This window comes from Sulfuricurvum sp. IAE1, assembly GCF_004347735.1.
Classification (GTDB): Bacteria; Campylobacterota; Campylobacteria; order Campylobacterales; family Sulfurimonadaceae; genus Sulfuricurvum.
In genome coordinates this window covers 165,612-192,605 of record NZ_SLTI01000042.1, presented here as the reverse complement: position 1 = coordinate 192,605, position 26,994 = coordinate 165,612, and the positions used below count along the sequence as shown (strand labels likewise).

Below are 26,994 nucleotides of genomic sequence, written 5' to 3'. Positions count from 1 at the left end.
CCTGACGATGCTGATGACACAGGCCGCTTTTGCACGTAAGGTAAAACGAAGCCGCCAGTACATCAATAAGCTCGTTAAAAACGGAACCATCCCGACATACTATGACGGGCGGGTGAACATGGAGGAAGCTGAACGGCTGATGGCAGAGCATGAAGATCCACGCCGAGACGGACAGCGTGAGGCGAATGCTGCGAAGCGTTCAGGCGGAGCTGACCTGCTGTCATCGGCAGGAAGTTACCCGTCAATGGCTGATATGACCGAAGAGGAGCAGGAGATCGAGCGGGAGCGGTTGCAACAGACTCTGCGAGATCTGCAAAATAAGGCGTCCGATATCGGAGAAGAGGATGAGACTATCGGTGATATAGAATCCATGAACGTCAAGCAACTCAATATCGCTATTTTGAAGCAAGATTTGCGGATCAAACGTGCGAAAGCCGATGAGAGCGAGAAAATGTCCGTCCCTATCGATGAAGTCCGAAACAGCATATTTGCTGCATCACGCATCGTCAGAGACGGATTGCTCGGTATACCTGCCCGTCTTGCCGCACGGATTGCTGCCGAAAGTGATCCTCATATTTGTCGGACGATGATGGAGCAGGAGATTAACCGTCAGCTGGAAAACCTTAGCGGGGCATTCCGTGAGCTGTAATCCAGTTTATGATGCTTTTGCACTTGGTTTTGAACCTGACCCGTATCTGACGATAGACCAGTGGGCGGACAAACGACGTAAATTGCCATCCGGTGCCAGTGCCGAATCAGGTCAGTACAGTACCGACCGTATGCCGTATCTTAGAGAAATCATGCAGGAGCTTTCACCTCAGAGCCCTACGCAACAGGTAAAGGTCATCAAAGCTACACAGGTTGGATGTACCGAAGTGGGTAATAACGCCGTCATGTACTATATGGACGTAGTGCCTACATCGCAGCTAATGATTATGCCTACCGAGGGACTGGCAAAAGACCACAGTAACCGAAAACTCACTCCTTCACTGCGTGCGATGCCGGAGTTGGCTCAAAAAATCAGCGGAGGGAAGACGCGAGACGATATCGGAGGAACATTTGAAAAAATCTATCCTGGAGGTATGCTGAAAATTTCATGGGCAGGTTCACCTGCCAACTACCGATCACTCTCATGCCGGTTCGTATGTCTCGATGACGTAGATGGGTTTCCGCTGGATGTCGCGGGGGAAGGGGACCCGCTCGAACTCGGGAAAAAAAGGGCGGACTCATTCGGGATCATGCGTAAGATTTACATCAATTCCACTCCTACCGAAAAAGGGTATTCAAATATCGAAGCCGAGTTTGAAGCATCGGATCAGCGCCACTACTACATGCCATGCCCGTATTGCGGAGAGATGATCTGCTTTGAAAAAGACGGGTTCGTGTTCGAGTATAACAAAGAGACCTACGCGTTGATCGGTGACGTCCAGTACGGATGTACCGAATGTGGATCACTGATCGATGAGCATCATAAAGGCCGCATGCTGCATGAAGGCAAATGGGTACCGCACAATCCAGGGCATATCCACCGCGGGTATCGATTGCCGTCGTATTATTCTCCGCTCGGGTTTGTGAGCTGGAACGAGATTTTCAGAGAGTTTCTGGAAGCGAAAGCGCTGATGAAAACAGGAGACGTGCGCAAAATGAAAACATGGGTCAATACCCGTGATGCTAAGGTATGGGAAGGTGATCTGGAAACGGTTAAAGCAGATGACCTTCCATCTCGAAGAGAGCACTATCCGTCTGAGGTACCTGATGGGGTATTGGTACTGTCCGCCGGAATCGATACCCAAAATACCCGCTTTGAGATCGAGGTGGTAGGGTATGGTAGGGACGGTGAAACGTGGAGTATCGATTATCACATCATCAACGGTGATCCAAACGACATAGAGACGCGAAAGCAGCTCGCAGCGTATTTGAACCGAACGTTCGAGTGTAATGACGGGGCGCGGATGAAAATCTATGCAAAAGGTGTCGATACGGGGGGGCATCGTACGAAAGCTGCGTATGCGTTCTGTAAGCCACGGTACAGCCAGCGCGTCTATGCCCTCAAGGGATCAAGCACTATCGGAGCACCGTTTATCAACAAGCGGGCCAGTACAAACAACGAGGGTAAAGTGAACCTGTTTCTCGTCGGGGTAAATGCCGGAAAGGATGAAATCTATGCGAATATCGAAGTCACAGAGCCGGGTCCGAACTATATGCACTTCCCGGATTATGACGTGTACAACGACGAGTACTTCAAACAGCTCACTGCGGAGAAACGGGATAAAAAGACCGGAGGGTGGGTCAAGTATCGCCACCGTAACGAGGCCATCGACTGCCGTAACTATGCAAACGCGGCATTGCAACTCGCAGGTGTGGACGAGCAGGTACTCGGCATTGGGAGACGGATCGGGATCGTTTCGGTCCAATCGTCAGAGAACGGAGAAAAAATTTCCCGCGGGAAAAAATCCGGCAGAAGAATCATTTCAAGGGGGAGATAATGGCAAAAGAGTATAAAACACCACTTAGAGTTCATATTGATGTGAATGTTTTGAATACACTGGAGATGATCAAGTCTGAAAAAAATACCGAAGAGACAGGGTCGCTTCTAAAAATGCTACTCCTCGAAAGCCCTACATTTGCCGAAAAATACGAAGAAATCATGAGATTATTCGGAAAATCCGCCTAAAAATACCAAAAACACTTCCGCAAAGTCAAGACAGCAAAAATGCTGTCTATTTTATTTTTTCCGCTTCTGTGAAAATGTCGTCAAGATTAAAAAAAATCGGATTTAACCTTGGCAACACTCATTCAAGAACTTACCGAAGTCAAAGCAGCTATCAAAGCCGTACTCACGTCTCAAAGCTATGAGATGGAAGGGCGCAAGCTTACCCGTGCTGATTTGGAAATGTTGCAAGCTCGTGAAGATCGCCTAGAAGATAAAATCCGAAAATACGGCCCGAACTATGATATCACGCAGGAACAAGTTCAGGCCAGACGCGGCATTCGTGTCAAAAAGGCGGTATGGTAATGAAAAAACCGACCGTAACTCCCAATATGATCGACAAAGCCGTGATGTTCGTCGCTCCCCAATGGGGGATGTCGCGCATCCAATCGCGTATGAAATATGAAGCTCTATCAATGGGCGGGTACATCGGTGCCGATACGTCGCGCCGATCCATGCGTTCAGCAAATACCACAATCGGATCATCCGACACCGATGATCTTCCTTCTCTCGAAAAACTCCGCGCCATCGCCCGTGATATGTACCGCAACGCTCCGATCGTACACGGGGCAGGGGATACGATCCGGTTTAATGTCATCGGTTCCGGGCTGACCGTCCAGTCAGATATCGACCGCGAATTTTTGGGGATGGATGAGGAAGCGGCGCGCAAATGGGAGCAGAACGCAGAGCGGCTGTTCCGGTTCTGGGCAGATTCGGAGAGCAGCGACGCAGAGCGAACGTCAAATTTTTATGAATTGCAGACGATCGCGCTGATGGGTGCGCTGATCAGCGGGGATATCTTTGCAGCGCTTCCATATGTCAAACGTGAGGGTACTCCGTTCTCACTTATCGTCCAACTGATAGAAGCAGACCGCTGTTCCAACCCGAACAGTAGCATGGATACCGACAAAATCGCCGGAGGGGTAGAAGTAGACGCGCTTGGCGCCCCCACCCACTACCATTTTACAAAATACCATCCAGGGGGACTGCGGTTATCGAACGAGTGGAAACGGATTCCAGCATTCGGAAATAGTGGTCGCAGAAATATCCTGCACGTGTATGAAAAACTCCGCCCCGGGCAGAAGCGCGGCGTCTCTATCCTCGCCCCGATCATCGAACCGCTCAAGCAATTCACCGATTACACCCATGCTGAATTGACAGCTGCGGTGGTAAGCGGACTGTTTACGGTGTTTATCGAGAGCGAATCGGGCGGTGTCAATCTGGATATGGAAGATGAAAACGGCGGCAGCGGGTCAAATGTAGATGCCGATGAGTTGAACCTATCAGCCGGTGCCATCCTCGGGCTTGCCCCTGGTGAAAAGGTGACTACCGCAAACCCGAACCGACCGAACACGGCGTTTGACCCGTTTACTCAGGCGATCCTGAAACAGATCGGCGCTGCGCTAAATATCCCGTTTGAAGTGCTAATGAAACATTTCAGCGCTTCATACTCAGCAAGCCGTGCCGCTCTTCTGGAAGCATGGAAGATGTTCCGTTCCCGCCGCACATGGTTTTCGAAAAAATTCTGTCAACCCATCTATGAGGCGGTGCTCACCGAAGCGGTGCTGATCGGTCGGCTCGATGCTCCCGGTTTTCTTGAAGATCCGATGGTCCGTAGAGCGTATTGTCAGGCATCGTGGAAAGGACCGGCGCAGGGGCAGCTAAACCCTGTCAACGAGACAAAGGCCGCAGACATGAGGGTTGAATCAGGGTACAGTACCCGCGCCGCTGAAGCGGCGGAGATGAACGGGAGCGATTTCGATCAGAACATCAAACGGGCTACTGTCGAGACGCGGCAGATGAAAGAATCCGGACTGTTTGAAATGAAATACACGACCGCCTCTATTGAGCAGGCGAAAATTGATCAGGGGAACGAACAATGAGCGCAATTTTAAATGCGATGGCAAATCAGCCGTGGTTAATGATGCCGGACCGTCTGGAAATGATGGCAAAAATAGCCAAACGCGAGCACGACGTCGAAGCGCTTGCAGCCCGTGTCGGGTCGAAGCTGGACAATACCCGTACCGTAGAGATGCGCGGGAGTATCGCTGTGATCCCAGTCATCGGAGGGATTTACCGATACGCAAACCTTTTTACCGAGTTTTGCGGCGGTACTTCAACGGAAGTGCTCGCCAAAGACATCATCGCGGCGGGGGATAACCGATCGGTGAGCCATATCGTACTCAATTTTGACACCCCCGGCGGTCAAGCGGCCTCTATCGCTGAAAATGCCGAACTGATTCGGATGGTAAGCCAAAAAAAACCGGTAATCGCCTATGTCGATGATCTCGCCGCGTCTGCTGGGTATTGGCTCGCCAGTGCGTGCAACCATATTGCCGCATCCAAAACGGCGATGGCAGGGAGCATCGGTGCGGTGTATTCGTTTCGTCTGTATGACGACGGCAGCGAGAAGATCGAAATCGTCTCGTCCGTAAGCCCGAAAAAACGACCCGACATCAAAACCGATGAAGGGAAAAATCAGATTCAGGCGTGGGCGGACAAGCTCGGCGAAATTTTTGTCGAGGATGTGGCCGCGAACAGAGGCGTCTCCGTCGATGAAGTGCTTCAGCGCTTTGGTCAGGGGGATCTACTCATCGGCAGCGACGCGCTCGATGCCGGGATGATCGATGAAATCACAACATTCGAGGCTCTGATCGCAGAGCTTCAATCTTAAACAAGGAGCATCAATGGCAATGTACAAAGACAGCGAAATCACCGCCGCGATGATTCAGGATAAATTCCCGAGTGTCGCTACTGAGATTGTTGCATCGGCAAGCGCCGAAACAGGAATTACGATTACGGCGGCTTCGCTTCGCGAAACTCACCCGGACGTAGTGGCTGAAATCGTAGCTGGGGCTACAGCCAATCAATCAGAGGCGGTAGCCACAGCAGTAGCGGCCGAACAAAAACGGATCGCTGATATCCAGGCGCTTTCTCGTCCAGGGTATGAGAGCATCATCAGCAAGGCTCTTTCGGATACCAAAGTAACTCCTGAGCAGGTGAAGATCAAGATGTTCGATGCGATGAACTCAAAACGTACCGAAACGGCGTCAGCACACAGCGCTGATGGCGAATCGCTCGGGAAAGATCTGGTCGAATTGGGTGGAGGTTCAGCCGACGGAGCGGATGCAAATACGTCGGATGATGAAAAAGCGGTTGCGGCGATGGCCGAAGCCGGTAAAAAAGCAAGAGGAGAAATGTAATGGCTGAAACATATACACCGGACAATCTGATTGCCGGGGAGACACGGACAGTATGCGACATCGTAACGATCGCATCAGGAGGCACAGCGCTCAAACGCGGTGCGGTATTAGGAAAAGTGACTGCAACAGGGAAGCTTATCCTGTCTGCATCGGATGCAGTCGATGGTAGTCAAACACCGAGTGCCATTCTGGCAGAGGATTGCGATCCGAGCTTGGCGGACGTGACAAACGTGGCCGTCTACATCAAAGGAGAGTTCAACGCAAACGCATTGAGCTTCGGAACCGGGCATACGGCCGCGTCGGTAAAAGATGCGCTTCGTGATGGCGGAATTTATATCAAAACAGCCGTAACGGCATAAGGGGTAAACGATGGAAATCAGTATTTTTGCATCACGAGCTATGGCGGCGGCAATGCGCCAGGACAAGAAGACCGGGTCATTCATCCTTGACCTTTTGTTTTCGAAAGTTGACCCGGTAACGGCTGAAACCGTCGATATCGACATCATCAAAGGCAAACGCCGTATGGCTCCGTTCCAGTCTCCGCGTGTGGAGGGGAAACTGGTCGAGAAGCTCGGTTTTACAACCAACAGCTACAAACCGGCTTATATCAAGCCTAAAAAAGTGCTCGAATCTGCAGATATCGTCAATAACCGTGCTGCTGGTGAATCCGCGTACTCACTTCAGTCTCCGGAAGAACGTGCCAGTATGAAGCTTGCCAAAGAGCTCACTGATCTTGAGGATATGATCATCCGCCGCGAAGAATGGATGGCATGTCAGCAAATTGTAAACGGGTATGTCGATGTCGTCGGTGATGGCGTGAACTACCGAATCGATCTGCTGATGGATGCGGATCATAAAATCACATTGACCGGAACCGACATCTGGACAGATTCCGGGTCAAATCCAAATATCGATATCGGAATCGGAGTGCAGCTGATCTCGAAAGATTCCGGAAAATCTGCAAACGTCATGATCGGGAACACGACAACTATGGATGTGTACGTGAACCATGCAAAAGTTCAAAACACTCTCAATACACGCCGTATCGATCTCGGGATTATCAAGCCCGAAGACATGGGTGATGGCGTGTCGTACTACGGGTATGTCACGGTCAATGGAAAACAGCTCGATCTTTACGGTTACGATAACTGGTATATCGATGATAACGACGTAGAACAACCGATGATCCCTGACGGTCAGGTCGTCATCACGTCGACAAAAGCAGATTTCCGCCGTCACTACGGTGCGATCAAGGACAAAAAAGCCGGATTCGCAGCTATCCCACGGTTCCCTAAAACATGGGACGAAGAGGACCCTGATGCAACGTGGTTGATGGTGCAGTCTGCTCCGCTTCCTGCCGCGCATGAGATCGATGCGATCGTATCTATGAAGGTGTACTAATGGAAGCGATTAAACTCATGAATTCCGCCAAAGTAGGCGGAAAACTGCATAAGGCCAAAGCAGTGCTTGTAGTCGGTAACGGGAAAGACATCGATGTTAAAGATGCTGAGTTTCTGGTGGCTCACGGTGCTGCAGAAGAGACATTCAAACCTTCATCTACACAACCATCTACAAATGGTGATGGACTCTCTGTTGAAGAGATGGCGGTACTGGATGATCTGAGTGTGCTCAAAGTTGACGACCTGAAAAAAGTATGTGAATACCTCGGGCTCGAAAAATACAGCAGTATGAACAAAAAAGAGCTGATGGCGCTTATCGAAGATCATCGCGGCATTGTCGACATCGACGAAATGGATGAAGACGCTCTGCGCGAGCTGGCTGAAGAGGAAGGGATTACGCTCCCGGACGATGCGGATATCGAGACTATCCGTAAAATCATTGCGACGAGCATCGGAGATTAACAATGAGCCTCAAAGATCAACTTGCCGCTGATACGGAAAACGTGTTCATGAACTCCGAAGAGCTTGCCGATTCGGTAACGATTGATGGGGTAGTGATATCTGGGTTTTTGCTGGAGCAATCCGGCGAAATGGAAGAGTTGGTAAATGTGCTTAAAGTTGCGTCGAGCGTAGTGATCAGTGCTGATTCGGTGATCGTTGCAAACGGTAAAACATACGGTGTTGCAAGCGGTCCGCACGATGACGGTTTTGGATCAAAAACGGTCGTTTTAGGTACGCGTTTATGATGAGTGAAGCTGACGTAAAAATACGGATTTCGGATGCGGTTCGTCCTATCGTAAAGACGGCGGATGTTTTCGTATTCCGACGCACTCCTACCGCGTCAACGCTCAAAGAGGTTGTATTCGCAGTAAAGGTCAAGCGTGATGCTGATATCGGTGAATCGATGGTCAATGCATTGATGACGATAGGCAACGCGGGTGATCTAAACCATCCTGAGAAGATCGAGTTTGCCGAAAGTACCCTCGATTTTAACGAGGGATTGGAACACGAATATTTTATGGTCAAAGCGACGCTTTGGTCTGGAGTGTGATATGGCAAGAGCCAAAGATGAAACGGTGACGCTTGTCATCGAGGACAATACGGTGGTGGTCCTCAGCGATCTGGAATACAGCGGAGAGGTAACGGTCAATGCGGCCACCGCCGAAGCTCTGAAACAAACAGGAAAGGTAAAAGATTATGTCGAATCAGCTGACGCTTAAAAATGTTGTCCTGGCAAAATCAGGAGGCGCACCGGTTGCTGATGATGTCATCACAACCAACGGGCTCGTTTTTGTCAATCCGAAGGTGAAATCCGGAGATTACAAAGACATTGGTAACGGGATGATGGGTGCTACCAAAACATTCATCGACCCCAACTGGGTCACTGCAGAGTTTGACATTCCTGTACAGATGAAAAAAGCGTCTGCACTAGGAACAGCCCCCAGCATCGACGAGCTGCTTAAAATCTGCGGACTTGCAGAAACGGTCACAGCAGCGACAAAGGTCGAGTACAAGCCGGGCGGAACCGGTGCAGGTACAGGACAGATCAAGGTTTATACCGACGGGTATGTACGTGCTCTCACGGGAGTGGCAGGAAATCTTAAAATTAGCGGGAAAATCGGTGAGCCATTGTCGGCGACGGTATCGGTCAAAGGGTTTTTAGCTGATGCAGCGGCTACTGCGGAACCAAACCCGACTGTTACGCTCGATACCAATACAGCTCCGCTGGTAACCAAAGTGTCGGTTCTGACCGTAGGGGGTGCGACACTCAATGCAGACAGCTTCGATTTTGATCTCGGAAATCAGATCAACGAGCTATACGCGATCAATATGGCCGAATACTACATGCAGGATTTCGACCCTACGATCACTGTCACTGCGGTCAAGATCAAAGGTACTGATGAAGCAGCATGGGCAGATTTCTCCGCTGGAACGGTACTGGCGATCATCATCCAAGTTGGTGAAGCTGGGTCACAGATCGAGCTCTCGATCCCCTATGCAATCCTCAAAGATGTCAGCGAGAGCGACGATGCCGGAAACGTCAAAATTTCCCGCACCTTCCGCGCTCAGGCATCTTCCGGGAACGACAATTACACGATCACCTACAAGTGATCCGATGGGTTAGCCTTCCCCTCACCAAAAAGGCAATGAATTTTTTGATCAAAAAATTTCCCGCGGGAAAATCCATAAAAAGGCAAAAAAATGGCTTTGTTCACAACTATGGCAATCGCATTGGAGATCGATGGGATCACATTCAATGTCACGGTTTCAAATTTGAAAAAAGAGCAGCAGGACACGCTGAAAGAGAAGTACGGTTCATACGATGCAGAGTTCAAAGAAAGAAGTGAAAACGAGGCTAAACTCGGTCGAATGATCGAGCGGTACCAGTTGCTTAAAGCTGACGGTCAGAACCAATCAGCTCTCGATCTTCTCGATCAGATCGAAGCGATCGAGGCAAAGATCGCTCCAAAAAACATCGAAGAGACAGAGAAGATGCTCAACGAAATGTATCAGTCACGCTTTTTGATGACTGTTTCAGGGACCGATAAAGAGCGCCTCAAAGGTTATGTCGATGAACATAACATCGGATATTTAGTGCTTGTGAAAGAAATCGAACAAATGGTCGCTGAGGCAAAAAAGGGAAAGTCGAAAGGCTAAGACGTTTTGCCAGAGAGTTTGGCAAAGGTCAAAGTTATATCCATCTGGCAGACGATCTGCATCGGATCGATGATGATGCTGTATTCATTCCGGAGTGTGAAACAGAGTTGATACTAAGTGACTGCTTAGCTCTGTCGCTCCAGAGGTCATTCGATGGTGTTGCAATCAACTACGACATCGTGAAAGATTACGTTAGCAGAACCGGGGATGACCCAGTAGAAGCTTATCGGATTTTAAAATCAATGTTGTCCGAATTTAACGGATAAATAAGAACCAGATAGCCGTAATGGCGATCAGAAAAGGTGCCGTAAAACTGATAGCGGCTGTTCTGAATAGAGAAGATAAATATTTCATAGGGGGCAGTATATGGAAAAAGAGCTGAGAATCAAACTTAATACCGTATCTGACCTCAAAGGGATAGAAAGTGTTAAGCGAAGTTTCTCCGAGATCGAGCGCGAATCGATACGAGCCGTATCGGCACAGCGATCTGTTTCGTCGGCAACTTCGGACGCAGCAAAATCGGTAGATAACCTATCAGAACGCATCGGATTTATGGGTCATGCGTATGTAGGATTTCAGGCAGTAATGGCCGGATCATCTTATATGAGTGATCTCACCAGAGATGCTATCGCTCAGGCAGACACATGGAACCTGTTAGAGGGACGTTTACGCCTTGTCACAGATTCCACACAGCAGCTCGTATCGGTGCAGGCCGATCTGTTCGATATCTCTCAGGAGAGCCGTACCAGTTATGGGAGCAATGCCGATCTGTATGCTCGTATTGCACGGGCTACGCAGGATATGAACAAAAGTCAATATGAAACGCTCGACGTAACGGAGGCCATCAGTAAATCATTTATAGTTTCAGGGGCTTCCGCTGAAAGTGCAAAAGCGGCAGTAATCCAATTAGGACAGGGATTTGCATCTGGGGTTCTCCGCGGTGAGGAGCTCAACTCTGTGCTAGAGCAGGCCCCACGGCTTGCGGAGGCTATTGCTGAAGGTATGGGGGTCACAGTAGGGCAGCTTAAAACGCTCGGGGAAGATGGAAAACTAACTGCTGAGAAAGTCTATGAAGCGATTCTCACCCAAAAAAGTGCCATAGAAGAAGAATTCAATCAAATGCCTAAAACTGTTGGGCAGTCGCTGGTTGTTTTGACCAATCAGATCGGTCTTACAATCCACGAATTTGACCAGATGCATGGAGTAACAGTCGGTATTGCTTCAGCTATTTCCGATGTTACAGTTGTACTATCTGAACATAGTGGAGAGATTGGTGATTATGTTGGGTATGTAGGTACGGCAGTTTCAACGATTATAGCGTGGAAAATAGGCACAGTGGCTTTGAATGGAGCGCAGCAACTGCATGCGGCTTATATAGCTGCTTCCACCGTTGCAACTACATCATATAGCATTGCAACCAACACTACTACCGCATCTGTAACAACGCTTACCGCACGTCAAGTTGCCGCCAATGCAGCTATAGGGGCATGGAACCGTCTTATTGCAGTGAACCCGTACGCTATTGCAGGTGCGGCGATCGTCGGTGTCGGATTAGTTCTGAAAAATCAGGCAGATGAACTGCGGGATTCAGTCCGAAGAACCGCTGTAGATGTAGAAAACCTGAGCGCCAAAGCATTGCAAGCAAAGATTACATATGGAACTATAGAGCTTGACAAGGTTAATGAATCGATCAATAATCCTTCGATAATGCAATCACTTTTTGGTAATGAAAGGATTGCGCTTCACCGCAGAGTTCAGATTGAGAATGAACTCAAAACATATGGAAAACAGCTTCAGAAATTACATGAAGTCGCGAATGCTAAACCATCTGGTGGAGGAGTAAATAAGCCTTACATACCCACCGATAAAGAGCTAAAAGCAGCAGCCAAATCCGCAGAAGAGTACGCCAAAAATTACAAATCGCTTCAAGATACTATCTTCAATATCGGTGCTTCTGACCATGACAAAGCAATCAAATCTATCGATGACCAGGCAAAGGCGTGGCGTGATCAGAAAATGCCTGAGATAGAAATTGCCAAGTACGTATCTGAAGCAAAATCGGCGTTGAACCGTAAAGAGCTTGATGAACTTGGCAACATGATGAGTGAATCACGCAAGCTCACCGAAGAGAACTATGCCAAAGAGGATCAGGCTGATCAGGAACGCTACGCAAAACAGATTGAAACGGCTCAGTCTATGTATATGGCTATCAACGAGCTGTCAGACAACTGGTATGACAATGAGCTGGTAAACATTTCCAATCGTGCAACAGAGTTTGCAGCCGCAGGACTTGAAGACATTAAGATCGTCGAATACGTTAATGCATCGATTTCCAAAATCGACAAAAAGCGCTACGAAGAGCAATCCGAACTAGCGAAAAAACAATGGGAAGAACAGAATGCCGGGTGGCTGTCATTTTTCAGTGATCTCTATAAAGCGATGGGTAATCAGCTCTTCGATGCTATGGTTGGGAAATGGAATTCGTTTGGTGATTGGCTGAAGGACTTTTGGGACAGCCTCACAACTTCAATTGCAAGAGCGATTTCGTCGAGGTTGTCGTCGTCGATCATCGGAAGCGTTCAGGATATGTTGATCGGAACAAATTCGGCACCGTCTGGTATCCAAAACATATTCAGTTATTTCGGTGGGGCTGCACAGGTATCCGGGGCAGGAATGCTCGGGGTTGGTTCGGTACTGAGCGCGGATCAAATCGCAATGTTCGGAGGGACGAGTGATTCATCTGGGTTTACCACAACCGCGGGCGGTACCGTTTTCGACTCGGCCGGTCAAATTACGACTGCCGGAACAGATATCGGGAATTTGGTTAATTCCGCTTCAGCGTTGAATAACGCCTATACTCTTGCTACACAAGGTATAAACGGCCTGCTGTATGCGCCTTCAGCTTACATGGCGAATTTGGCCGGTACGGCATACGGAGCCGGATTTACCGGAACCGGGTCATTTTTGGCAGGTGGGGCAAACGTACTTGCCGGTGGTGGTGTGTCCGGATTGAGCGGAGCGGCGTACTACGGTGGGCTTGCAACTGCAGGAGCCCTAGGGGGGCTTGGCGGATATGCAGTAGGATCACTTGGGGATAAGCTGCTCGGGGCGAATACGCGTGCCGCAAACTATGGAGCGATTGGTGGGTCTATAGGTGCGATCGCTGGATCGATCATCCCTGGGCTTGGTACTTTGGTTGGCGGGGCAATCGGTACCGCTCTCGGATCTGTGATTGGCGGAATGTTCGGAAAGACCAAAACAACCGGATCAGGTATCCATGCATGGTCCAATATCACGTCTGACAGCGGTATGGGCGGATTGTCTGCGTATACTGATTATCAGAAGAAGTCTTGGTTTAAATCGAAGTCTTGGACTGAGTATTATGGGCTCAGTTCTGATCAGATGAAGCAGATACAAGGGATCTTTACAACATACGATTATCTGCTCGGACAGCTTGGAGACGTTGACCGTATCGTTGTTGGGGCTGGCAGATACACCGGGACAAGTTTCTATAACGCGATTGATCGTGCATTTATCCGTGCGTTCGTTGATGATCCAAACCTGACTGATTATTTTTACGGGGCGTGGACTCAGTATGCATCGAGCCTGAGCAAGACGGTCCAGGAAACATTCGCTACGGCTGTGAACGATTTCATCGGGACGAAAAGATCATTTGAAACATGGTCACTCGAGCGGATAGGAATGGTTACCGAGTCTCTAAAGAAGCAGGCAGAGTGGGCGCGGGGAGATCTCGAAGCGGTTGCAGATCTGATAGGTGCTCAGGGGGTAACAGTCGACAATTATTTAGAGAAGTACAACGAAGCTATTCGGTCGTCATTCACTCCTGAAACCATCAATAACTGGAAAAGCCTCGGGGATGCGTTGATGAATGCAACCAATGCATCAGACGCTTATAACGCACAGTTGAGTAAATCTACTGATGAGCTAGAAGCACAGGCAGATGCAATCAAGCAAACAATGTACGCGCAGGTCAATACTGGATTTATACCAGACATGATGCTAGCAAAAATCGGAACTCCAAGTACATCATTCAGTGTCAAATCACTGGCTGACAAGATGCAGGAAAACGCCGACAATTCATCCCAGATGGTTGCCCAGCTGTATGAAGTGATCCGTACGCTCAAAGATCAGCTAAAACTCGCTCAGTTTAACAGTACGTCAGGAATTCCGGCATGAAGATAATGTATCCGTCAAATATCTCTATTGTCAGTTCAAATGTCTCCGGTTCGCTTTTGAACGAGTGGGATATCAATACTCCGTACAGCATCGGAGCGCAGGTATATCTTCCAGACAACTACGGAGAATATAAAGCCCTGACAAACAATACCGGAAAGAAGCCTAATGAAAATCCGTTGGACTGGGAGCATATAGGTACAGCGAACAAGTTCAAAATGTTCGATCAATTTCTGAACACACAGACGATTAACCCTGAGAATATCGACGTCGAAGTAGTGGCATACGGATCAAAAGGTATGTTTATCGGAAATATCGAAGCTTCATCGGTTCTGATTGAAGTAATTGACAATGATACGCTACAGACGATCGAAAGCACCACTTTCGATATGGTAGACGACGTTGTCGACTGGCTCGATTACTTTTTCGGTGATTGGCTCGATCAACGTAAAAATTCGGTGACGTATTATCGAACAACCTTGACGATGAATATCACATATCACGTGAAGATCGACAATGGCGTCAGTGAGGCCAGATGCGGGATCCTTTTTATCGGAGTGGTTAGAGAGATCGGAGCGACAAAATATTCGTTTTCCTTGGGTGCTCTTGATTTTTCGAAAGTGGTTACCAACCAAAGCTCCGGTGCAACACTCCTTGAACGCGGAAATTATGCGAAAACAATCAGGGCGAATGTATTCGCACGTACAGGTACATCGCAAATGGTATTCAAAAGGCTTACGGAAGCCAGGGGAACACCACTGGTTTTCCTGAACGGAGGCGGGCTCTTAGACATCTTCGGGTATATCCAAAAACACGAAGTGCTTATTGAAGGACCAGTTGAAACCGCTATCACCGTAGATATCATCGGATTAATTTAAAAAGGGGAAATACATGGCAATCAATGTCCAATTTACAACACCTCCGGATGCACCAAGTTCGGCAGACGCGGCTACTTTTCGGACCCGCTCCGATGCGTTCGTCGCATGGATGGCTTCATTTGGGGTGAAGCTCATTCAATTCGTCACACAGATCAATGCGACCGAGCAAAACATCAATGAAAAAGAAGTGAGCACCAACGCGGCGGCGGCTGCAGCGCTTTCCGCTGCAAATTTCCAAGGCAGTTTTGTTGCAGGTGTGTCTTCCGCCGTTGTTGGTGAATCATGGGAGTGGCAAGGTCTAGTGTATCGTGTATTGGAGAACACCACGGAAAGCCCGACAGAGTCACCATTGTCATGGATAGCCATGAATGATGCAGGATCGATTCATTACGACAATCAGACGAGTGGGCTGAGTGCAACAAAAGTAAAAGCTGCATTAGATGAGTTGTCTGCCGAAAAAGCAAATTTATCTGATTTATCTTTAGCCATACCTGCCGGTACTGTTTGCTATTTTGCTCAGAGCACTCCCCCTGGCGGTTGGATCAAAGCCAATGGAGCGTTGGTATCGAGAACTGCTTATGCGGCTTTGTTTGCTGCTATCGGTACTACATTCGGTGCCGGAGATGGGTCGACTACATTCAAACTGCCTGATTTGCGTGGAGAGTTTCTGCGCGGATGGGATGATGGCAGAGGCGTGGATAGCGGTCGTGCATTTGGTAGTTCACAATCAGGAGATATCCAGTCGCACTCACACAACCTTGGGCTATACGGTAACGTACCAGCTGTTACCAGTGTAGCTGCTTCATCCGGATCATCATTGGGTGCGTGGGCTACAACTACATCATCAGGCGGTTCAGAAACGCGCCCACGCAATATCGCCATGCTTGCATGCATCAAATATTAAGGAGTTCCTATGAAAATCTACAATTATGAAGAAAACGGAAAATTCGCAGGGATCTCAAAAGCTGATCCATCCCCACTCGAACCAGATACGTACCTGATCCCGGCCCTAGCGACGGATAAGGCACCGCCTATCGCCAAGGACGGCTTTGAAATCTACTGGAACGGAACAGCATGGGAGTACCGTGAGGCTCCCAAAGAAAAACCGGAACAGCCAAACGAATACAGCTTATGGAATGAAGCTTTGTGGGTGTGGGTCGAGGATGCCGAACTGAAAGCCGCATATGATGCCCGTATCGCTTCAGAGCTCAGAGACAAAGCTATGCTGCTCGGCTTCAAATACGGAACCAATCAAGACGGAACAGACCGTTATATCTCAGTCACAAAAGATGACGGGGATGGGATGATACAGGTGGAGGCTACATTTAAGCGGTTGAGAGATGCGATCACCAAGGGCGAGCTTCCTACTGAAACCGAAATAAAAACCGTGATCCATTTCAAAAACGGTACGAAATTACCCATAGCAGAGGCTGAGTTCGAGAGTTTTTCCCTCCTGTTCATCCTTGAACGTGGAAAGTTTTTCCAATGACCCGCACACCAGAACAGCTCTCTGCACTGTATGACAAATTTGAATCCGATATGGAGAAGCGCTCTCGCCGATTTCGTCTCGCTCTCGCCGTCGATCAGTTCTTCAACGTTCTGGTCTGGAACGGTTCTCAGGACGAGACGATCAGCTCGCATATCCATCGGCGCAAAGAAAAAGGGATCGCAACACGGTTCGACAACATCGTGTGCTGCCTGCTCTCTAAGCTCGAGTACAATCACTGTTATCTGTCAAGGGGGGAATGATGGTTGTAGAAACGAGCCTGATCATAAGTGGAGGCGGGATCATCGCGTCGGTTGCCGGAGCATGGGCCATGATGAAGGCACAGGGTGAGCGGCACAGCAAGGAGATTGAGTCGCTGAAGAACTCGGTCAACGGGCTGGGGGGAAGGATCGACGGACACGGCGAATCGATCGTGGAACTGCGGACAAAACAGAGCGCGTCGATCACGGCGCGGGAGTGCGATGACAAGTATGTATCCAAAGAGCTGTTCCGGCAGTTCGAGAAACACATCGACGGGCGGTTTGATACGATCGAAACCGGAGTGGGGAAGATCCTCGGTTACCTTGAGAACGGGAAGAGGGGGTAGCGGATGGAAGATTACAAAGGAATCAGCCGCGACGAGTTCCCGGCATGGCAGGGCTGGAAGATCATCGCCGACTACGCGAAGTTCGCATCGGACGAACGGACGCTGATTCAGCTCTGTGAAAACAATGTTCAGCTCCATGAGCTGGTCGCTCAATTTTACGAAGGAGGAAGAAAAAATGGCTGATTTTTCAATCGCCTATGCGCGTACTGCAGAGAATGAGGGGGGCTATGCGAACCACATCGGAGACCGTGGTGGAGAGACATTTCACGGCATCGCCCGGAAATACTGGCCGATGTGGAAGGGGTGGGAACTAATCGACGCGCACCGCTCGAAATTCCCGCGCGAAATTCACTCCCCATCGAGCTGGCGTAAGGTGGACAAAATACTCGAAGCAGAGCCACGTCTCAAAGAGCTTGTGCGCCGCTTCTACCTGGTCAATTTTTGGGACGACATCGAGGGGGACCGGATCAAGTCGCAGGAAGTAGCGAACATTCTCTACGACTGGGCCGTCAACAGCGGAGAGGGTTCACCGGCCAAATCGGTGCAGCGGATAGTTGGGGCGAAGGTAGACGGAGATATAGGCCCGGCAACTGCCGCGAAGATTAACGCATACCCAGCACAGGAATCACTCCAAACGCTGCTGCGTACCGAGCGGGTCAAGATGGTGCGCGAGATCGTGCGACGCGATCCGAGTCAGGGGGTGTTTCTGGACGGCTGGATCGAGAGGGCTCAAAATGCGTAATATCATCCGTAAAATTTTCCGCAACTGGTGGAAATCAAAAACGCAGTTATTCAACGCGATGCTCGTCGCTGTGGGGCTGATAGAGGCGAACACTGGGGAGTTTCGATCCCTCGTCGGTGATGATAACTACGGGTTTTTCATCGTCGCGATCGGGGTGCTGGGGTGGTACCTTCGTACCGTAACGACCAAGTCTATGGAGGATAAGTGATGGTGCTGCGATATTGGCGGGAGATTATGCTTGTTTTGCTGGCCGTATCGCTTTATCAGGTATGGTCCATCTACTCCGAGCGGGTGGAAGATCGTGACGCAACCATCGTGACGCTATCCGCAGAGGCGAAGCTCTCGGAGCTTCAGCAGGACGCACTGCGTCAGGCCATAGTCGATCTGAACTACGCTGTAGAAGCCCAGCGCATCGATGCGGAGAAACGGGCTGCACAGTTTGAGGAAAAATCGAAAGAGATATGGAAGCGGTACGAGGCAAAGCGCAAAGAGGTCGCAGCGCTCAGTGGTAATGATGAATGCCAGGCAATGAGATCGATGGTGCAGGAGGCGGTGAGATGAAGTGGATCATATTTGCATTGATCGCAGCGTTTATGCTGCACGGTTGCTCTGGAAAGACAGTCTATGTCGATCGTGTCGTAGAGGTAAATGTTCCTGTCAAATGCAAGACCAAAGAAGTACAGCCTGCGAAATCAGGCGTGAATGATGCTGAGACGTTGGCGGATATTATCAGAGAGCGGGATGAGTTGAGGGAGGCTAAAAAAGAGTGTGATTGATTGGGACCACAGCACCCGGTGAAGACTGCTGCGGTATCGGGATTATTTCCGATATCTTTTTATGGCCGTGAAAATATGTCACGGTGCAAAGGAATGACATGCAGCGTCTTCAAGCGCCATTCGGATGGATCGGCGGTAAATCGCAACTCGCCGATGATATCGTCTCCATGATGCCGGAACATCGTCTCTACGTTGAAGTATTCGGTGGTGCTCTCAACGTCCTCTATCGCAAACGTGCTCCCATATCTCCCAAGAAAGCCGAGGTCGTAAACGACATCAACGGCGAACTGGTCAACCTCCACCGATCGATCAGGACAAACCCGCAGTCGCTCTCGATGTATCTGAGCCGGTTGCTAGTCAGCCGTGAACTGTTCGACGACGTCGTCGCCGGACGTATGAAGCCAAGAAACAACATCGAGCGCGCTGCGTTCTATTACTACTCGCTGACGCAGAGCTTCGGATCGAAAGGTACCAATTTCGCAATGTCGGCCAAAAACGGTCGTCCGAAGGATCTGCATAAAAACTTCTACGTCTGGTCGCGCAGGCTTCGGTATGTGACAATCGAAAACATGAGCTTCGAAAAACTGATCCTGACGTATGACAGCCCGGATACGTTTTTCTACTGTGATCCGCCATACGTCGACACGGAAAGCTACTATCAGAATACTGGCGGTTTCGGTGAGGCAGAACACAGGCTGTTGTCAGATCTGCTGCAGAACATTCGCGGAAAATTTCTTCTGAGCTACAACGACTGCGACCTGGTGCGGGAACTGTATGCGGACATGGTGATCCGATCGAGTCGAGAGATCGATTATACGTTAGGCGGGGGGCATCAAAAGAAAGCGGTGCGGGAGGTGTTCATATCTAACTATGAAGATGATGAGGCGATGGGTGTGCTCTTTTGAGTCACTTCATAGCATCATGAAACTGGTTCAGTGCATTAGCGGCCGTCTCTTTTTTGACCTTTGAGTACCTTTTGGTGATCGTAGTAGAACTGTGGCCAAGAACCGCGGCGATCTGCTCCAGCGTCGCCCCTGAGTTTACAAGGGTACCTCCGATAAGGTGCCTGATATCGTGGATTCTCATATTGATATCCAGCTCTTGCAGGATTTTTACCCAGTGGTTACGGAACGTCTCCTTACTCATCGGTCTGTTCGTGTCGGTCCGTGCCGGGAAGATGTACTTCGATATCTTCGGGATTGCGTCCAATGCTTCCTCCGTATCATCTCTGAGCTGATACTGGGCTGTTTTGCGGTTCTTCGTGGTGAATGACTGAACCGTGTACGATCGGCTTGGAATATTGACCGATGTCCACTCCATGAGTAGAATCTCTCCAAGACGTCTGCCGTCCAGCAAAAAAGACATTACCCCCCGGATTGTTGGCTCTGGGTAAGATGACATTGCCTGCACCAGAGCTTTTGCTTTTGGCTTCGATAATTCGAAACGGACCGTATTGTCGAATGTAGGTAGCTCAATATCCGTAGCTGGGTTAGGGATAATCTTCGCCGCTTTGAAAAAAGGCCTGAGATAGTCCTGGATCAGTTTTGCTGTGCGGGGTTTTTTCCCGGATGCCAGGATAGAGTTCACGATCTGCTGCAGGTCTTCAGTCTCTATTTGTGACACTGGGAGATGCTCTATCTCTTCCATGTATTTGTCGAATACCAGTTTTTGAATGTCGATGTTTTGTTTCGAGAGCTTTCCATTCGCCTCTCGTTCCGAGATGTACTGATCCCACGCCTCTCTGAGCGTCACGTTCCTTTTCACCTCTTCTTTGCGTTTAAAGGTGAGATCATCACGGAAACTCTCACGCTGAGAGGATACTTTTTCAACGGCACGCTTGAAGGTGATGCCCTTGTCGGTAAACGGGAAGGTTTTTTTAGAAGTGACTTTTTTGCCGCGCTTCATAACAGTAGTACGGAGAATAATTTTAAAAGGTGGTTTAATTTTTTGATGAGGAGAGGAGTCGTCTATTTCGGAGGATTCAAAGAGGTTTTGCGAGTCTTCAAAATAGATGCCGCGGCATTGGTATCCCCTGAGATTTACTTTGATGAGACGTTGGGCCATTTCTATTCCTCGGGTGCAATTTGGGGTGCAACTTTTGAGGAATGATTGTACCCAAAAAGGATACATCAGGAATAGATATTAGGCAAAAGAAATACCGCAATATAGGCAAAATGCTCAGTTAAGAATAGTTTGAATCCTCGATTCAGGTTCTAGTGGCAGCAATGTCGTGGAGGTTCAAGTCCTCTCGACCGCACCATCCTTCTAATTAATCGAAAATCCATCGCTTTCAGTCACTTCACTCTTTTGTTCGGTAATGGTACGTCCGTAGAAAAAATTTTCTTCCAACCGTTTTTTTGATGCCATTTTGATGCCATATCGTATAAAGTTTCACATCCCGTAAATAGGTTTTTCGCATATCCTTCAAATCGTAACAATAAAATGGAGCGGAAATACTTATTTTATGGGGCTCCTGTTTACTGCTTACAGCCCCGGCAATCTTGGAATATAACCCATTTTAGAGAGTTTATAATACCATCCCCATCCCATTTTGAGCCAGTGTCCGACGAGCGGCATCGGAATAAGTCGGGCTTTGGCGTCGTCACGGTACACAAAACCCGCCCCGTTGCCCATATCCATCAGGCACAGAATATTCAGATGTCCGTGATAGGTTTTTTTTGGTTCGTTTTTCAGGCCGAACGAGACGGCGCTGTTGTGGGCGGCATTGCGCGCCATGATTTCGGCGATATGTCCCTGCTTGGCTTTCCAATCCGGCCCTTCGAGCGCCGTGGCATCCCCGATCGCGTACCATCCCGAAACCTCTTCGATTTCGCAGTGGCCGTCGATGCGGATGAATCCGGCCGCATTTTGCGGGAGGTCGGAGCTTTTGATTAGCTCAGAACCGTCACCGGCGGGGATGAACATCGTCAGATCGCTTGGGAGGGTCGTGTCGTCTTCGAAAACGATCCCCTCGGCCTCGAAGCGCTTGATTTTTTTGCCGTAACGGGTTGCGAAGCGGTTGCGCTTGAACATCGTTTCCATCATGCCCAGGGCTTTGTTCCCCATGCGGGCGCCGGGAGAGGGCATCGGTGCGAAAAAGGTCATTTCGAAATTTTCGCGGATTCCGAGTTTTTTGAGACGGTGATGAAGGTTGAAAAAGAGTTCGAATCCCGGCCCTCCGCGCACTCCGCTGGAATCGTTGGGGTTACCCCCGAAGCCGAAGGCGATCTTGCCGCTGCCGCGGGCGATCAGGGCGTCGATCTTTTCTTTGAGTTGAAGCGATTGCTCCGGTTCGCCGCAGATCGAGAGGGTGTGGGCGATCCCCTCGTGTTTCATCTTGCCCGCCCCGATCGCAATGACGAGGTGCGCTATTGTTCGTTCTCCCCCTTCTTGAAGGGTGACGGTACGGGTCGCGGCATTGATGGCGGTAACGCGGTCGATCGTCAGTGTGAATCCGTGCCGTGCGGCGAGTCTGTCCAGTGAAAGGGTGGCGTCGTCGAAGCGGTTGACGTGGACGGGGATCCAGATTGCAATGGGGTAGACGAACAGATAGCTGCGGTCGCTGATGAGTTCGACTTCGAAACCTTCTTTACGGTAATAAATGGCGGCTTCGATTCCGGCAATTCCGCCGCCCAGGATGGTTACGTTTTTCATGGATGCTCTCACGTCTTGAAATTAAATCTTCAGGCTGCCCGTCAGGAGCAGCGTTTTGATTTGTATAATATATACTTTTTATAAAAATATGACTTAATTATGATTCTGCTTCCGCCGGCGAATAATGGCTTTTTTCGGTGTAGGCGTCCCGGATCGCCAGGAATTCGTCCAGATGGTCGAAAAAGATATCGATCAGCGTCGGATCGAAATGGGTCCCGCGCTGGGTTTTGAGCAGGGCGAGAATATCGTCGAGTTCCCACGCTTTTTTGTAGCATCGGTCGCTCCCCAGAGCGTCGAAAACGTCGGCAACGGCGGTAATCCGACCGAAAATATGGATTTCTTCCCCTTTGAGTCCCCTCGGGTATCCCGAACCGTCGTATTTTTCATGGTGTTCGAAGGCGATGATCGAGGCCGCTTTGAGGAGCGGTTTGGACGAATCGCGGAAGAGATCGTAGCCGATGCGGCAGTGGGTGCGCATGACCTCCCATTCCTCGGATGTCAGCGGGCCGGGTTTGTTGAGGATATGATCGGGAATACCCACTTTGCCGATGTCGTGCATCGGGCTGGCATTGGCCAGTACGGTCGTTTCTTCTTCATTTAGACCGTATTTCTGTGCGAGAAGACGGGAATATTCGGCAACCCGCCGTACGTGGTAGCCGGTTTCACGGCTGCGGGTTTCGCCGATCTCCCCGATTCGGGAGATCATCTCCTGCTGGGTCTGTTCGAGTTCTTCGTGCAGCCGGATCGTTTCGGTGATATCGCTGCGGATCGCGATGAACTCTTCAATGTTCCCTTTGTGGTCAAGGATCGGATTGATCGTTGCGTCTACCCAGTAATACGACCCTTCCTTGGTCCGGTTTTTCACGACGCCGTGCCAGGGGTCTCCTTTTATGATGGTCGCCCACATATCCTTGAAGGTCTGCTTGGGCATGTCCTTATGCCGGACCATGCTGTGGGGCTTTCCGATCAGTTCGTCATGGCTGAACCCCGAAATGGCGCAAAACTTTTCGTTGGCGTAGGTGATCCGCCCCTTTTTATCGGTTTTGGAAACAATGCTGCTGCGGTCGACGGCGTTTTTGTATTCGTCGAGAAGCTTGAAGTTTTTGCGGATATTGTCGGCGATCCGGTATCCCATCCACAAGATCAGTCCGATGGTCAGAGAGAGGAGGGCGATGACGATGACGAGATACTCGCGCGCTTCGAAGATGCGGGTATGGAGTTTGTCTTCGATCACCGCGAAATTATGTTTTTCGCTAATGCGCAGTTTATCGAGCGAAACGGCGCTAAGGCGGAGCCATTCGGCGGGAACCATGGCGGAGGACTCCCCCCGGGAACGTATCGAGAGGTCGATCATCCGGTAGGTGGTGTCGATTTCAGGCCCCTTGAACGTTTCGCGGTACATGGTGCGGAACCGCTTGGAAGCGAGCGTTTCGAAGCGTCCCGCCGCAGTGTCGTGTTCCCCCTTGGAGAGGATCAGACGTACATAAAGCTCATGCCCCATCCGTTTTTGGGAAAAAGAGGTATTCAGCAGCGATTGCATCTGGCTCAGGGTCTCTTTGATCGCCATAAGATTGGTGTAGGCCTGAAAGTCGTTCCGCAAGGATACGTCGCTGACGGTGAGGACGATGGCGAGGTAATCCGAACGCATCTGGCTGATGAGGCGGGTATAATAATCGAATGAATCGATCGGGCGAACGGATCCCTTGTCGACATGGCGGCGATGGCGCTCGAGGGTATCGAACGTGGCGCACGAGGATTTGAAAGCGGTCGTTTCACTGTCGGATATTCCCCTGAGGTTACGAAGCGCGAGATTCACTTTGTCGCGCTGGAGCAGCAGCGCCGGCTCCGTATCGGCGCTGTTGCGGGTCAGGGCCGCCGTGCTCAGGGAGCGTTCGGATTGCAGTTCATGGATCAGCACCGCGACGTACTTGATCTGATCGACCCGTTTGTGCAGAGTCTGCAGCGTATTCATCTGGTTGAACAGATAGTATCCGTAGGCCAGGGAGGCCAGCACGATCAGGAACATCGGAACCGACAGCAACAGACGTAGCCGGTTTATAATGCTGATCGAGGGCATCGCGTTCCTTTGATATTTTTTTGATATTTTAGCGGACGGAGACTGTGTAAACCCTTGTTGCGATGCATTTTGCGATCCAGTCGAAGAATGAAACGATTACGCTGCGCCCTAAGCCATCCGTGAGAGCCTCTTTGTTATAATCACCGAAAAATTTTAAAAGTGGCACGATGAAATTTATTGAAACACGCGGAAATGACGGAAACCACCCCCTGGAAATCACTTTCTCCGAAGCGATTTTGAGCCCTATCGCCTCGTTCGGCGGATTGTACGTACCCAAAGAGCTCCCCGATCTGGGCGAAGCATTTTTGAACAAACATCGTACATCGTCCTATAAAGAGCTGGCGAAAGATCTGCTGCAGACTCTGGCGATCGATATCGACGCTTCGGTCATCGATGAGGCACTGGCCCTCTATGACAAGTTCGACGATCCCGCCAATCCCGTTCCTGTGGTCAAGGTACGCGACGACCTCTACGTCAGCGAACTCTATCACGGCCCGACCCGCGCATTCAAGGATATGGCGCTGCAACCGTTCGGCGTCGTTCTGAGCTCCATCGCGCAAAAACGGGGCGAAGAGTACCTGATTCTTGCCGCCACGAGCGGTGACACGGGCCCCGCGGCGCTCGAGACGTTTAAAAACCGCCCCAACGTCCGCGTCGCGTGTCTTTATCCCGACGGCGGTACGTCGGACGTACAACGGTTGCAAATGGTGACCGAAGATGCCCCTAACCTCAAAGTCATCGGGATCAAGGGGGATTTCGACGATGCTCAGAGCGCACTGAAACGGCTATTGGGCTCGCAAACGTTCAAAGAGACCCTCAAAGCCAAAAACATCTCCCTCTCGGCTGCCAATTCGGTCAACTTCGGGCGGATCATTTTCCAGATTATCTATCATATCCACAGTTACCTCGAACTGGTGCGCCAGAACGTCATCGTCATGGGCGAAAAAGTCTACCTTAACGTTCCGAGCGGGAATTTCGGGAATGCGCTGGGGGGATACTACGCGTACAAAATGGGGCTTCCGGTCGAGAAAATCATCATCGCTTCGAACGAAAATAACGTCTTGACCCGCCTCATCAACACCGGGCGTTACGATCTGCGCGGCGAGAAGGTGGTTCCGACCACTTCTCCGGCGATGGACATCCTGATTTCGAGCAACGTCGAGCGGATTTTGTTCGATCTTTTCGGACCTGAGCGGACCAAAGAACTGATGAAGGGACTTGAGAGCGAGCGTTTCTATGCCCTGAACGATGACGAGACGATGAAGCTCCAGTCGCTTTTCGCCGCCGATTACTGCAACGGTGCCGAAGGCAAGGGGTACATCAAGGAGGCGTTTGACGGGGGATACCTGATGGACCCGCATACGGCTACCTGTTTCAAAGCGTACGACTGCTGTGCCACCAAACCGATCAAAACGATCGTGTATTCGACCGCCGAGTGGACCAAGTTCTCTCCGACGATCGCCAACGCCCTTACCGGAGAGACGGGAGCGCGGGATATCGACGCCCTCGAAGCGATCTCCAAAACCGCTTCCACCCCTATCCCTGCCATGATCCAGGGGTTATTCACCAAACCGGTCACCCAGGCGACGGTAATCGACAAAGAGAATATCGAAAACGAAATTCTCTCCTTTTTGAACTAATCTTTCCTTCCCCTCCCGCGGGCAGGAACCTCTTTTTACTTTTCTTTTTTCGAGAGTACGGTTTCGAGCCGGTTGATCTCTTCGGCTCCCCACACGACGATTTTTTTCGATACGCTAAGATCGGGCGGATTTTTGGTAGGGTATTCGATGCTTGAGAGAATATGTCTGATACAGTTCAACCGCGCTTTTTTCTTGTTGTCCGAACGGACGATCACCCAGGGGGCGATCCCGGTGTGGGAGGCTCTGAGCATCTGGTATTTGGCCTCGGTGTATTTGTCCCACAACTCCTGCGAAGCGGCATCAACGGGGGAAAGTTTGAACTGCTTGAGCGGATCGGTTTTTCGTTCTTTAAACCGGCGGGCCTGCTCTTCTTTCGAAACCGAGAAATAGAATTTGAAGAGGATGATCCCCGAGTTGACGAGCATCCGCTCGAATTCGGCGACGTGATCGAGAAACTCTTTGTGCTCGGCTTTGCTGCAAAACCCCATGACCGGTTCGACCCCTGCGCGGTTGTACCAGCTGCGGTCGAAAAATACCATCTCTCCCGCACTGGGGAGATGCGCGACGTAACGCTGAAAATACCATTGGGTTTTTTCGACGTCTGAAGGTTTCTCAAGGGCTACGATCCGTGCTCCGCGGGGATTGAGATGCTCGGTGATCCGTTTGATCGTTCCCCCTTTTCCGGCTGCGTCGCGACCTTCGAAGATGACGAGGAGTTTGAGACCTTTTTCCTTGACATGGTTTTGGAGTTTGAGAAGCTCGATCTGAAGCTTTTTGAGTTCCTGTTCGTATTCGAGGACCGATTTTTTAACCCAGACGGGAAGCCTTTCCTCTTTGTCCCCTTTGCGCCGTTTTTCTTTGACCGGCTTCGGATTTAGCGATTTGCGGCGGTCTTCGTGGACGATGTCCTCGATTTTATCGGCAGCGGCAATCTCTGCGGTGGCCATAGAGTGTTTTGCTCCCATCCTT

32 protein-coding genes are annotated in these 26,994 nt (G+C 50.2%); 28 read left to right on the top strand and 4 right to left on the bottom strand.

Translation table 11 applies throughout. From position 1 onward, the window contains the following. Positions 1-7 precede the first annotated feature (7 nt). The 27 genes from E0765_RS06135 to E0765_RS06010 all read left to right on the top strand — a co-directional run bounded on the left by E0765_RS06135 (position 8) and on the right by E0765_RS06010 (position 19,559). A complete protein-coding gene (locus E0765_RS06135; protein WP_132812345.1) occupies positions 8-649 on the top strand; it encodes a hypothetical protein in 642 nt (213 codons plus the stop codon). Then, positions 639-2,486, top strand: coding sequence for a phage terminase large subunit family protein (locus E0765_RS06130; RefSeq protein WP_255417862.1), 1,848 nt, complete (start codon positions 639-641; stop codon positions 2,484-2,486). The genes E0765_RS06135 and E0765_RS06130 overlap by 11 nt, the downstream gene beginning before the upstream one ends. Further along, positions 2,486-2,674, top strand: coding sequence for a hypothetical protein (locus E0765_RS06125; protein ID WP_132812343.1), 189 nt, complete (start codon positions 2,486-2,488; stop codon positions 2,672-2,674). Before E0765_RS06130 ends, E0765_RS06125 begins: the two co-directional genes overlap by 1 nt. A gap of 108 nt (positions 2,675-2,782) precedes the next feature. Beyond that, on the top strand, positions 2,783-3,016 hold the full coding sequence (locus E0765_RS06120) for a hypothetical protein (protein ID WP_132812342.1): 234 nt from the start codon (positions 2,783-2,785) through the stop codon (positions 3,014-3,016). After that, positions 3,016-4,593, top strand: a complete 1,578-nt coding sequence (locus E0765_RS06115; protein WP_165921690.1) for a phage portal protein — start codon at positions 3,016-3,018, stop codon at positions 4,591-4,593. The genes E0765_RS06120 and E0765_RS06115 overlap by 1 nt, the downstream gene beginning before the upstream one ends. Beyond that, on the top strand, positions 4,590-5,384 hold the full coding sequence (locus E0765_RS06110) for a S49 family peptidase (RefSeq protein ID WP_132812340.1): 795 nt from the start codon (positions 4,590-4,592) through the stop codon (positions 5,382-5,384). The genes E0765_RS06115 and E0765_RS06110 overlap by 4 nt, the downstream gene beginning before the upstream one ends. Before the next feature lie 13 nt (positions 5,385-5,397). After that, complete coding sequence (locus E0765_RS06105) at positions 5,398-5,913, top strand: hypothetical protein (RefSeq protein ID WP_132812339.1); 516 nt, start codon at positions 5,398-5,400, stop codon at positions 5,911-5,913. Then, entirely contained in the window at positions 5,913-6,272 is a 360-nt protein-coding gene (locus E0765_RS06100) for a head decoration protein (protein ID WP_132812338.1), read from the top strand. The genes E0765_RS06105 and E0765_RS06100 overlap by 1 nt, the downstream gene beginning before the upstream one ends. A 10-nt stretch (positions 6,273-6,282) precedes the next feature. After that, on the top strand, positions 6,283-7,314 hold the full coding sequence (locus tag E0765_RS06095) for a major capsid protein (RefSeq protein ID WP_132812337.1): 1,032 nt from the start codon (positions 6,283-6,285) through the stop codon (positions 7,312-7,314). Further along, positions 7,314-7,775: a Rho termination factor N-terminal domain-containing protein gene (locus E0765_RS06090; protein WP_132812336.1), complete on the top strand. Its 462-nt coding sequence runs from the start codon at positions 7,314-7,316 to the stop codon at positions 7,773-7,775. The genes E0765_RS06095 and E0765_RS06090 overlap by 1 nt, the downstream gene beginning before the upstream one ends. Positions 7,776-7,777: 2 nt before the next feature. Next, complete coding sequence (locus E0765_RS06085) at positions 7,778-8,059, top strand: hypothetical protein (RefSeq protein WP_132812335.1); 282 nt, start codon at positions 7,778-7,780, stop codon at positions 8,057-8,059. Continuing rightward, complete coding sequence (locus E0765_RS06080) at positions 8,059-8,364, top strand: hypothetical protein (RefSeq protein WP_132812334.1); 306 nt, start codon at positions 8,059-8,061, stop codon at positions 8,362-8,364. Before E0765_RS06085 ends, E0765_RS06080 begins: the two co-directional genes overlap by 1 nt. 1 nt (position 8,365) lies before the next feature. After that, positions 8,366-8,533, top strand: a complete 168-nt coding sequence (locus E0765_RS12490) for a hypothetical protein (RefSeq protein ID WP_165921688.1) — start codon at positions 8,366-8,368, stop codon at positions 8,531-8,533. Between the two features lie 121 nt (positions 8,534-8,654). Next, positions 8,655-9,425, top strand: a complete 771-nt coding sequence (locus tag E0765_RS06075; protein ID WP_132812333.1) for a phage tail tube protein — start codon at positions 8,655-8,657, stop codon at positions 9,423-9,425. A 90-nt stretch (positions 9,426-9,515) separates the two neighbouring features. Continuing rightward, positions 9,516-9,971 (top strand): hypothetical protein, encoded by a 456-nt coding sequence (locus tag E0765_RS06070; RefSeq protein WP_132812332.1) that lies wholly within the window; start codon positions 9,516-9,518, stop codon positions 9,969-9,971. A gap of 366 nt (positions 9,972-10,337) precedes the next feature. Further along, positions 10,338-14,168 carry a tape measure protein gene (locus E0765_RS06065; protein ID WP_132812331.1) on the top strand — a complete coding sequence of 1,277 codons (3,831 nt, stop codon included), beginning with the start codon at positions 10,338-10,340 and terminating at the stop codon, positions 14,166-14,168. Further along, positions 14,165-15,043 (top strand): hypothetical protein, encoded by an 879-nt coding sequence (locus tag E0765_RS06060; RefSeq protein WP_132812330.1) that lies wholly within the window; start codon positions 14,165-14,167, stop codon positions 15,041-15,043. The genes E0765_RS06065 and E0765_RS06060 overlap by 4 nt, the downstream gene beginning before the upstream one ends. 13 nt (positions 15,044-15,056) lie before the next feature. Then, positions 15,057-15,947: a tail fiber protein gene (locus E0765_RS06055; RefSeq protein ID WP_132812329.1), complete on the top strand. Its 891-nt coding sequence runs from the start codon at positions 15,057-15,059 to the stop codon at positions 15,945-15,947. Between the two features lie 9 nt (positions 15,948-15,956). Further along, positions 15,957-16,532 (top strand): hypothetical protein, encoded by a 576-nt coding sequence (locus E0765_RS06050; RefSeq protein ID WP_132812328.1) that lies wholly within the window; start codon positions 15,957-15,959, stop codon positions 16,530-16,532. Beyond that, positions 16,529-16,792 (top strand): hypothetical protein, encoded by a 264-nt coding sequence (locus E0765_RS06045; protein ID WP_132812327.1) that lies wholly within the window; start codon positions 16,529-16,531, stop codon positions 16,790-16,792. Before E0765_RS06050 ends, E0765_RS06045 begins: the two co-directional genes overlap by 4 nt. Continuing rightward, positions 16,792-17,136 carry a hypothetical protein gene (locus tag E0765_RS06040; protein WP_132812326.1) on the top strand — a complete coding sequence of 115 codons (345 nt, stop codon included), beginning with the start codon at positions 16,792-16,794 and terminating at the stop codon, positions 17,134-17,136. The genes E0765_RS06045 and E0765_RS06040 overlap by 1 nt, the downstream gene beginning before the upstream one ends. 3 nt (positions 17,137-17,139) lie before the next feature. After that, positions 17,140-17,319 (top strand): hypothetical protein, encoded by a 180-nt coding sequence (locus E0765_RS06035; RefSeq protein WP_132812325.1) that lies wholly within the window; start codon positions 17,140-17,142, stop codon positions 17,317-17,319. Further along, on the top strand, positions 17,312-17,878 hold the full coding sequence (locus E0765_RS06030) for a glycoside hydrolase family 108 protein (RefSeq protein ID WP_165921687.1): 567 nt from the start codon (positions 17,312-17,314) through the stop codon (positions 17,876-17,878). Before E0765_RS06035 ends, E0765_RS06030 begins: the two co-directional genes overlap by 8 nt. Continuing rightward, complete coding sequence (locus E0765_RS06025; RefSeq protein WP_132812323.1) at positions 17,871-18,086, top strand: hypothetical protein; 216 nt, start codon at positions 17,871-17,873, stop codon at positions 18,084-18,086. The genes E0765_RS06030 and E0765_RS06025 overlap by 8 nt, the downstream gene beginning before the upstream one ends. Positions 18,087-18,088: 2 nt before the next feature. Continuing rightward, entirely contained in the window at positions 18,089-18,439 is a 351-nt protein-coding gene (locus E0765_RS06020; protein WP_132812322.1) for a hypothetical protein, read from the top strand. Continuing rightward, positions 18,436-18,654: a hypothetical protein gene (locus E0765_RS06015; protein WP_132812321.1), complete on the top strand. Its 219-nt coding sequence runs from the start codon at positions 18,436-18,438 to the stop codon at positions 18,652-18,654. Before E0765_RS06020 ends, E0765_RS06015 begins: the two co-directional genes overlap by 4 nt. Before the next feature lie 98 nt (positions 18,655-18,752). Further along, complete coding sequence (locus tag E0765_RS06010) at positions 18,753-19,559, top strand: DNA adenine methylase (RefSeq protein ID WP_132812320.1); 807 nt, start codon at positions 18,753-18,755, stop codon at positions 19,557-19,559. 1 nt (position 19,560) lies between these two features. Here the strand turns inward: E0765_RS06010 and E0765_RS06005 are convergent, their stop codons facing one another. The 3 genes from E0765_RS06005 to E0765_RS12705 all read right to left on the bottom strand — a co-directional run bounded on the left by E0765_RS06005 (position 19,561) and on the right by E0765_RS12705 (position 24,385). Then, on the bottom strand, positions 19,561-20,718 hold the full coding sequence (locus E0765_RS06005) for a tyrosine-type recombinase/integrase (protein ID WP_165921686.1): 1,158 nt from the start codon (positions 20,716-20,718) through the stop codon (positions 19,561-19,563). Positions 20,719-21,138: 420 nt separating this feature from the next. Then, positions 21,139-22,308: an NAD(P)/FAD-dependent oxidoreductase gene (locus tag E0765_RS06000; protein WP_132812318.1), complete on the bottom strand. Its 1,170-nt coding sequence runs from the start codon at positions 22,306-22,308 to the stop codon at positions 21,139-21,141. A 97-nt stretch (positions 22,309-22,405) separates the two neighbouring features. Then, positions 22,406-24,385, bottom strand: a complete 1,980-nt coding sequence (locus tag E0765_RS12705; RefSeq protein ID WP_132812317.1) for an HD domain-containing phosphohydrolase — start codon at positions 24,383-24,385, stop codon at positions 22,406-22,408. 167 nt (positions 24,386-24,552) lie between these two features. Here E0765_RS12705 and thrC point away from each other — a divergent pair, with 167 nt between their 5' ends. Continuing rightward, positions 24,553-26,025, top strand: a complete 1,473-nt coding sequence (gene thrC / locus E0765_RS05990; RefSeq protein ID WP_132812316.1) for a threonine synthase — start codon at positions 24,553-24,555, stop codon at positions 26,023-26,025. 35 nt (positions 26,026-26,060) lie between these two features. On the opposite strand, the gene ppk2 is transcribed toward thrC, so the two are convergent. Continuing rightward, positions 26,061-26,990 (bottom strand): polyphosphate kinase 2, encoded by a 930-nt coding sequence (gene ppk2, locus E0765_RS05985; RefSeq protein ID WP_132812315.1) that lies wholly within the window; start codon positions 26,988-26,990, stop codon positions 26,061-26,063. Positions 26,991-26,994 lie beyond the last annotated feature (4 nt).

Coding starts and splice junctions, on each gene's coding strand:
- E0765_RS06125 (WP_132812343.1), top strand. CDS start 2,486: ATGGCAAAAGAGTATAAAACACCACTTAGAGTTCATATTGATGTGAAT.
- E0765_RS06090 (WP_132812336.1), top strand. CDS start 7,314: ATGGAAGCGATTAAACTCATGAATTCCGCCAAAGTAGGCGGAAAACTG.
- E0765_RS06115 (WP_165921690.1), top strand. CDS start 3,016: ATGAAAAAACCGACCGTAACTCCCAATATGATCGACAAAGCCGTGATG.
- E0765_RS06105 (WP_132812339.1), top strand. CDS start 5,398: ATGGCAATGTACAAAGACAGCGAAATCACCGCCGCGATGATTCAGGAT.
- E0765_RS12490 (WP_165921688.1), top strand. CDS start 8,366: ATGGCAAGAGCCAAAGATGAAACGGTGACGCTTGTCATCGAGGACAAT.
- E0765_RS06035 (WP_132812325.1), top strand. CDS start 17,140: ATGGAAGATTACAAAGGAATCAGCCGCGACGAGTTCCCGGCATGGCAG.
- E0765_RS06010 (WP_132812320.1), top strand. CDS start 18,753: ATGCAGCGTCTTCAAGCGCCATTCGGATGGATCGGCGGTAAATCGCAA.
- E0765_RS06015 (WP_132812321.1), top strand. CDS start 18,436: ATGAAGTGGATCATATTTGCATTGATCGCAGCGTTTATGCTGCACGGT.
- E0765_RS06045 (WP_132812327.1), top strand. CDS start 16,529: ATGACCCGCACACCAGAACAGCTCTCTGCACTGTATGACAAATTTGAA.
- ppk2 (WP_132812315.1), bottom strand. CDS start 26,990: ATGGGAGCAAAACACTCTATGGCCACCGCAGAGATTGCCGCTGCCGAT.
- E0765_RS12705 (WP_132812317.1), bottom strand. CDS start 24,385: ATGCCCTCGATCAGCATTATAAACCGGCTACGTCTGTTGCTGTCGGTT.
- E0765_RS06110 (WP_132812340.1), top strand. CDS start 4,590: ATGAGCGCAATTTTAAATGCGATGGCAAATCAGCCGTGGTTAATGATG.
- E0765_RS06095 (WP_132812337.1), top strand. CDS start 6,283: ATGGAAATCAGTATTTTTGCATCACGAGCTATGGCGGCGGCAATGCGC.
- E0765_RS06070 (WP_132812332.1), top strand. CDS start 9,516: ATGGCTTTGTTCACAACTATGGCAATCGCATTGGAGATCGATGGGATC.
- thrC (WP_132812316.1), top strand. CDS start 24,553: ATGAAATTTATTGAAACACGCGGAAATGACGGAAACCACCCCCTGGAA.
- E0765_RS06055 (WP_132812329.1), top strand. CDS start 15,057: ATGGCAATCAATGTCCAATTTACAACACCTCCGGATGCACCAAGTTCG.
- E0765_RS06085 (WP_132812335.1), top strand. CDS start 7,778: ATGAGCCTCAAAGATCAACTTGCCGCTGATACGGAAAACGTGTTCATG.
- E0765_RS06000 (WP_132812318.1), bottom strand. CDS start 22,308: ATGAAAAACGTAACCATCCTGGGCGGCGGAATTGCCGGAATCGAAGCC.
- E0765_RS06065 (WP_132812331.1), top strand. CDS start 10,338: ATGGAAAAAGAGCTGAGAATCAAACTTAATACCGTATCTGACCTCAAA.
- E0765_RS06025 (WP_132812323.1), top strand. CDS start 17,871: ATGCGTAATATCATCCGTAAAATTTTCCGCAACTGGTGGAAATCAAAA.
- E0765_RS06080 (WP_132812334.1), top strand. CDS start 8,059: ATGAGTGAAGCTGACGTAAAAATACGGATTTCGGATGCGGTTCGTCCT.
- E0765_RS06050 (WP_132812328.1), top strand. CDS start 15,957: ATGAAAATCTACAATTATGAAGAAAACGGAAAATTCGCAGGGATCTCA.
- E0765_RS06075 (WP_132812333.1), top strand. CDS start 8,655: ATGATGGGTGCTACCAAAACATTCATCGACCCCAACTGGGTCACTGCA.
- E0765_RS06030 (WP_165921687.1), top strand. CDS start 17,312: ATGGCTGATTTTTCAATCGCCTATGCGCGTACTGCAGAGAATGAGGGG.
- E0765_RS06005 (WP_165921686.1), bottom strand. CDS start 20,718: ATGGCCCAACGTCTCATCAAAGTAAATCTCAGGGGATACCAATGCCGC.
- E0765_RS06100 (WP_132812338.1), top strand. CDS start 5,913: ATGGCTGAAACATATACACCGGACAATCTGATTGCCGGGGAGACACGG.
- E0765_RS06040 (WP_132812326.1), top strand. CDS start 16,792: ATGGTTGTAGAAACGAGCCTGATCATAAGTGGAGGCGGGATCATCGCG.
- E0765_RS06135 (WP_132812345.1), top strand. CDS start 8: ATGCTGATGACACAGGCCGCTTTTGCACGTAAGGTAAAACGAAGCCGC.
- E0765_RS06060 (WP_132812330.1), top strand. CDS start 14,165: ATGAAGATAATGTATCCGTCAAATATCTCTATTGTCAGTTCAAATGTC.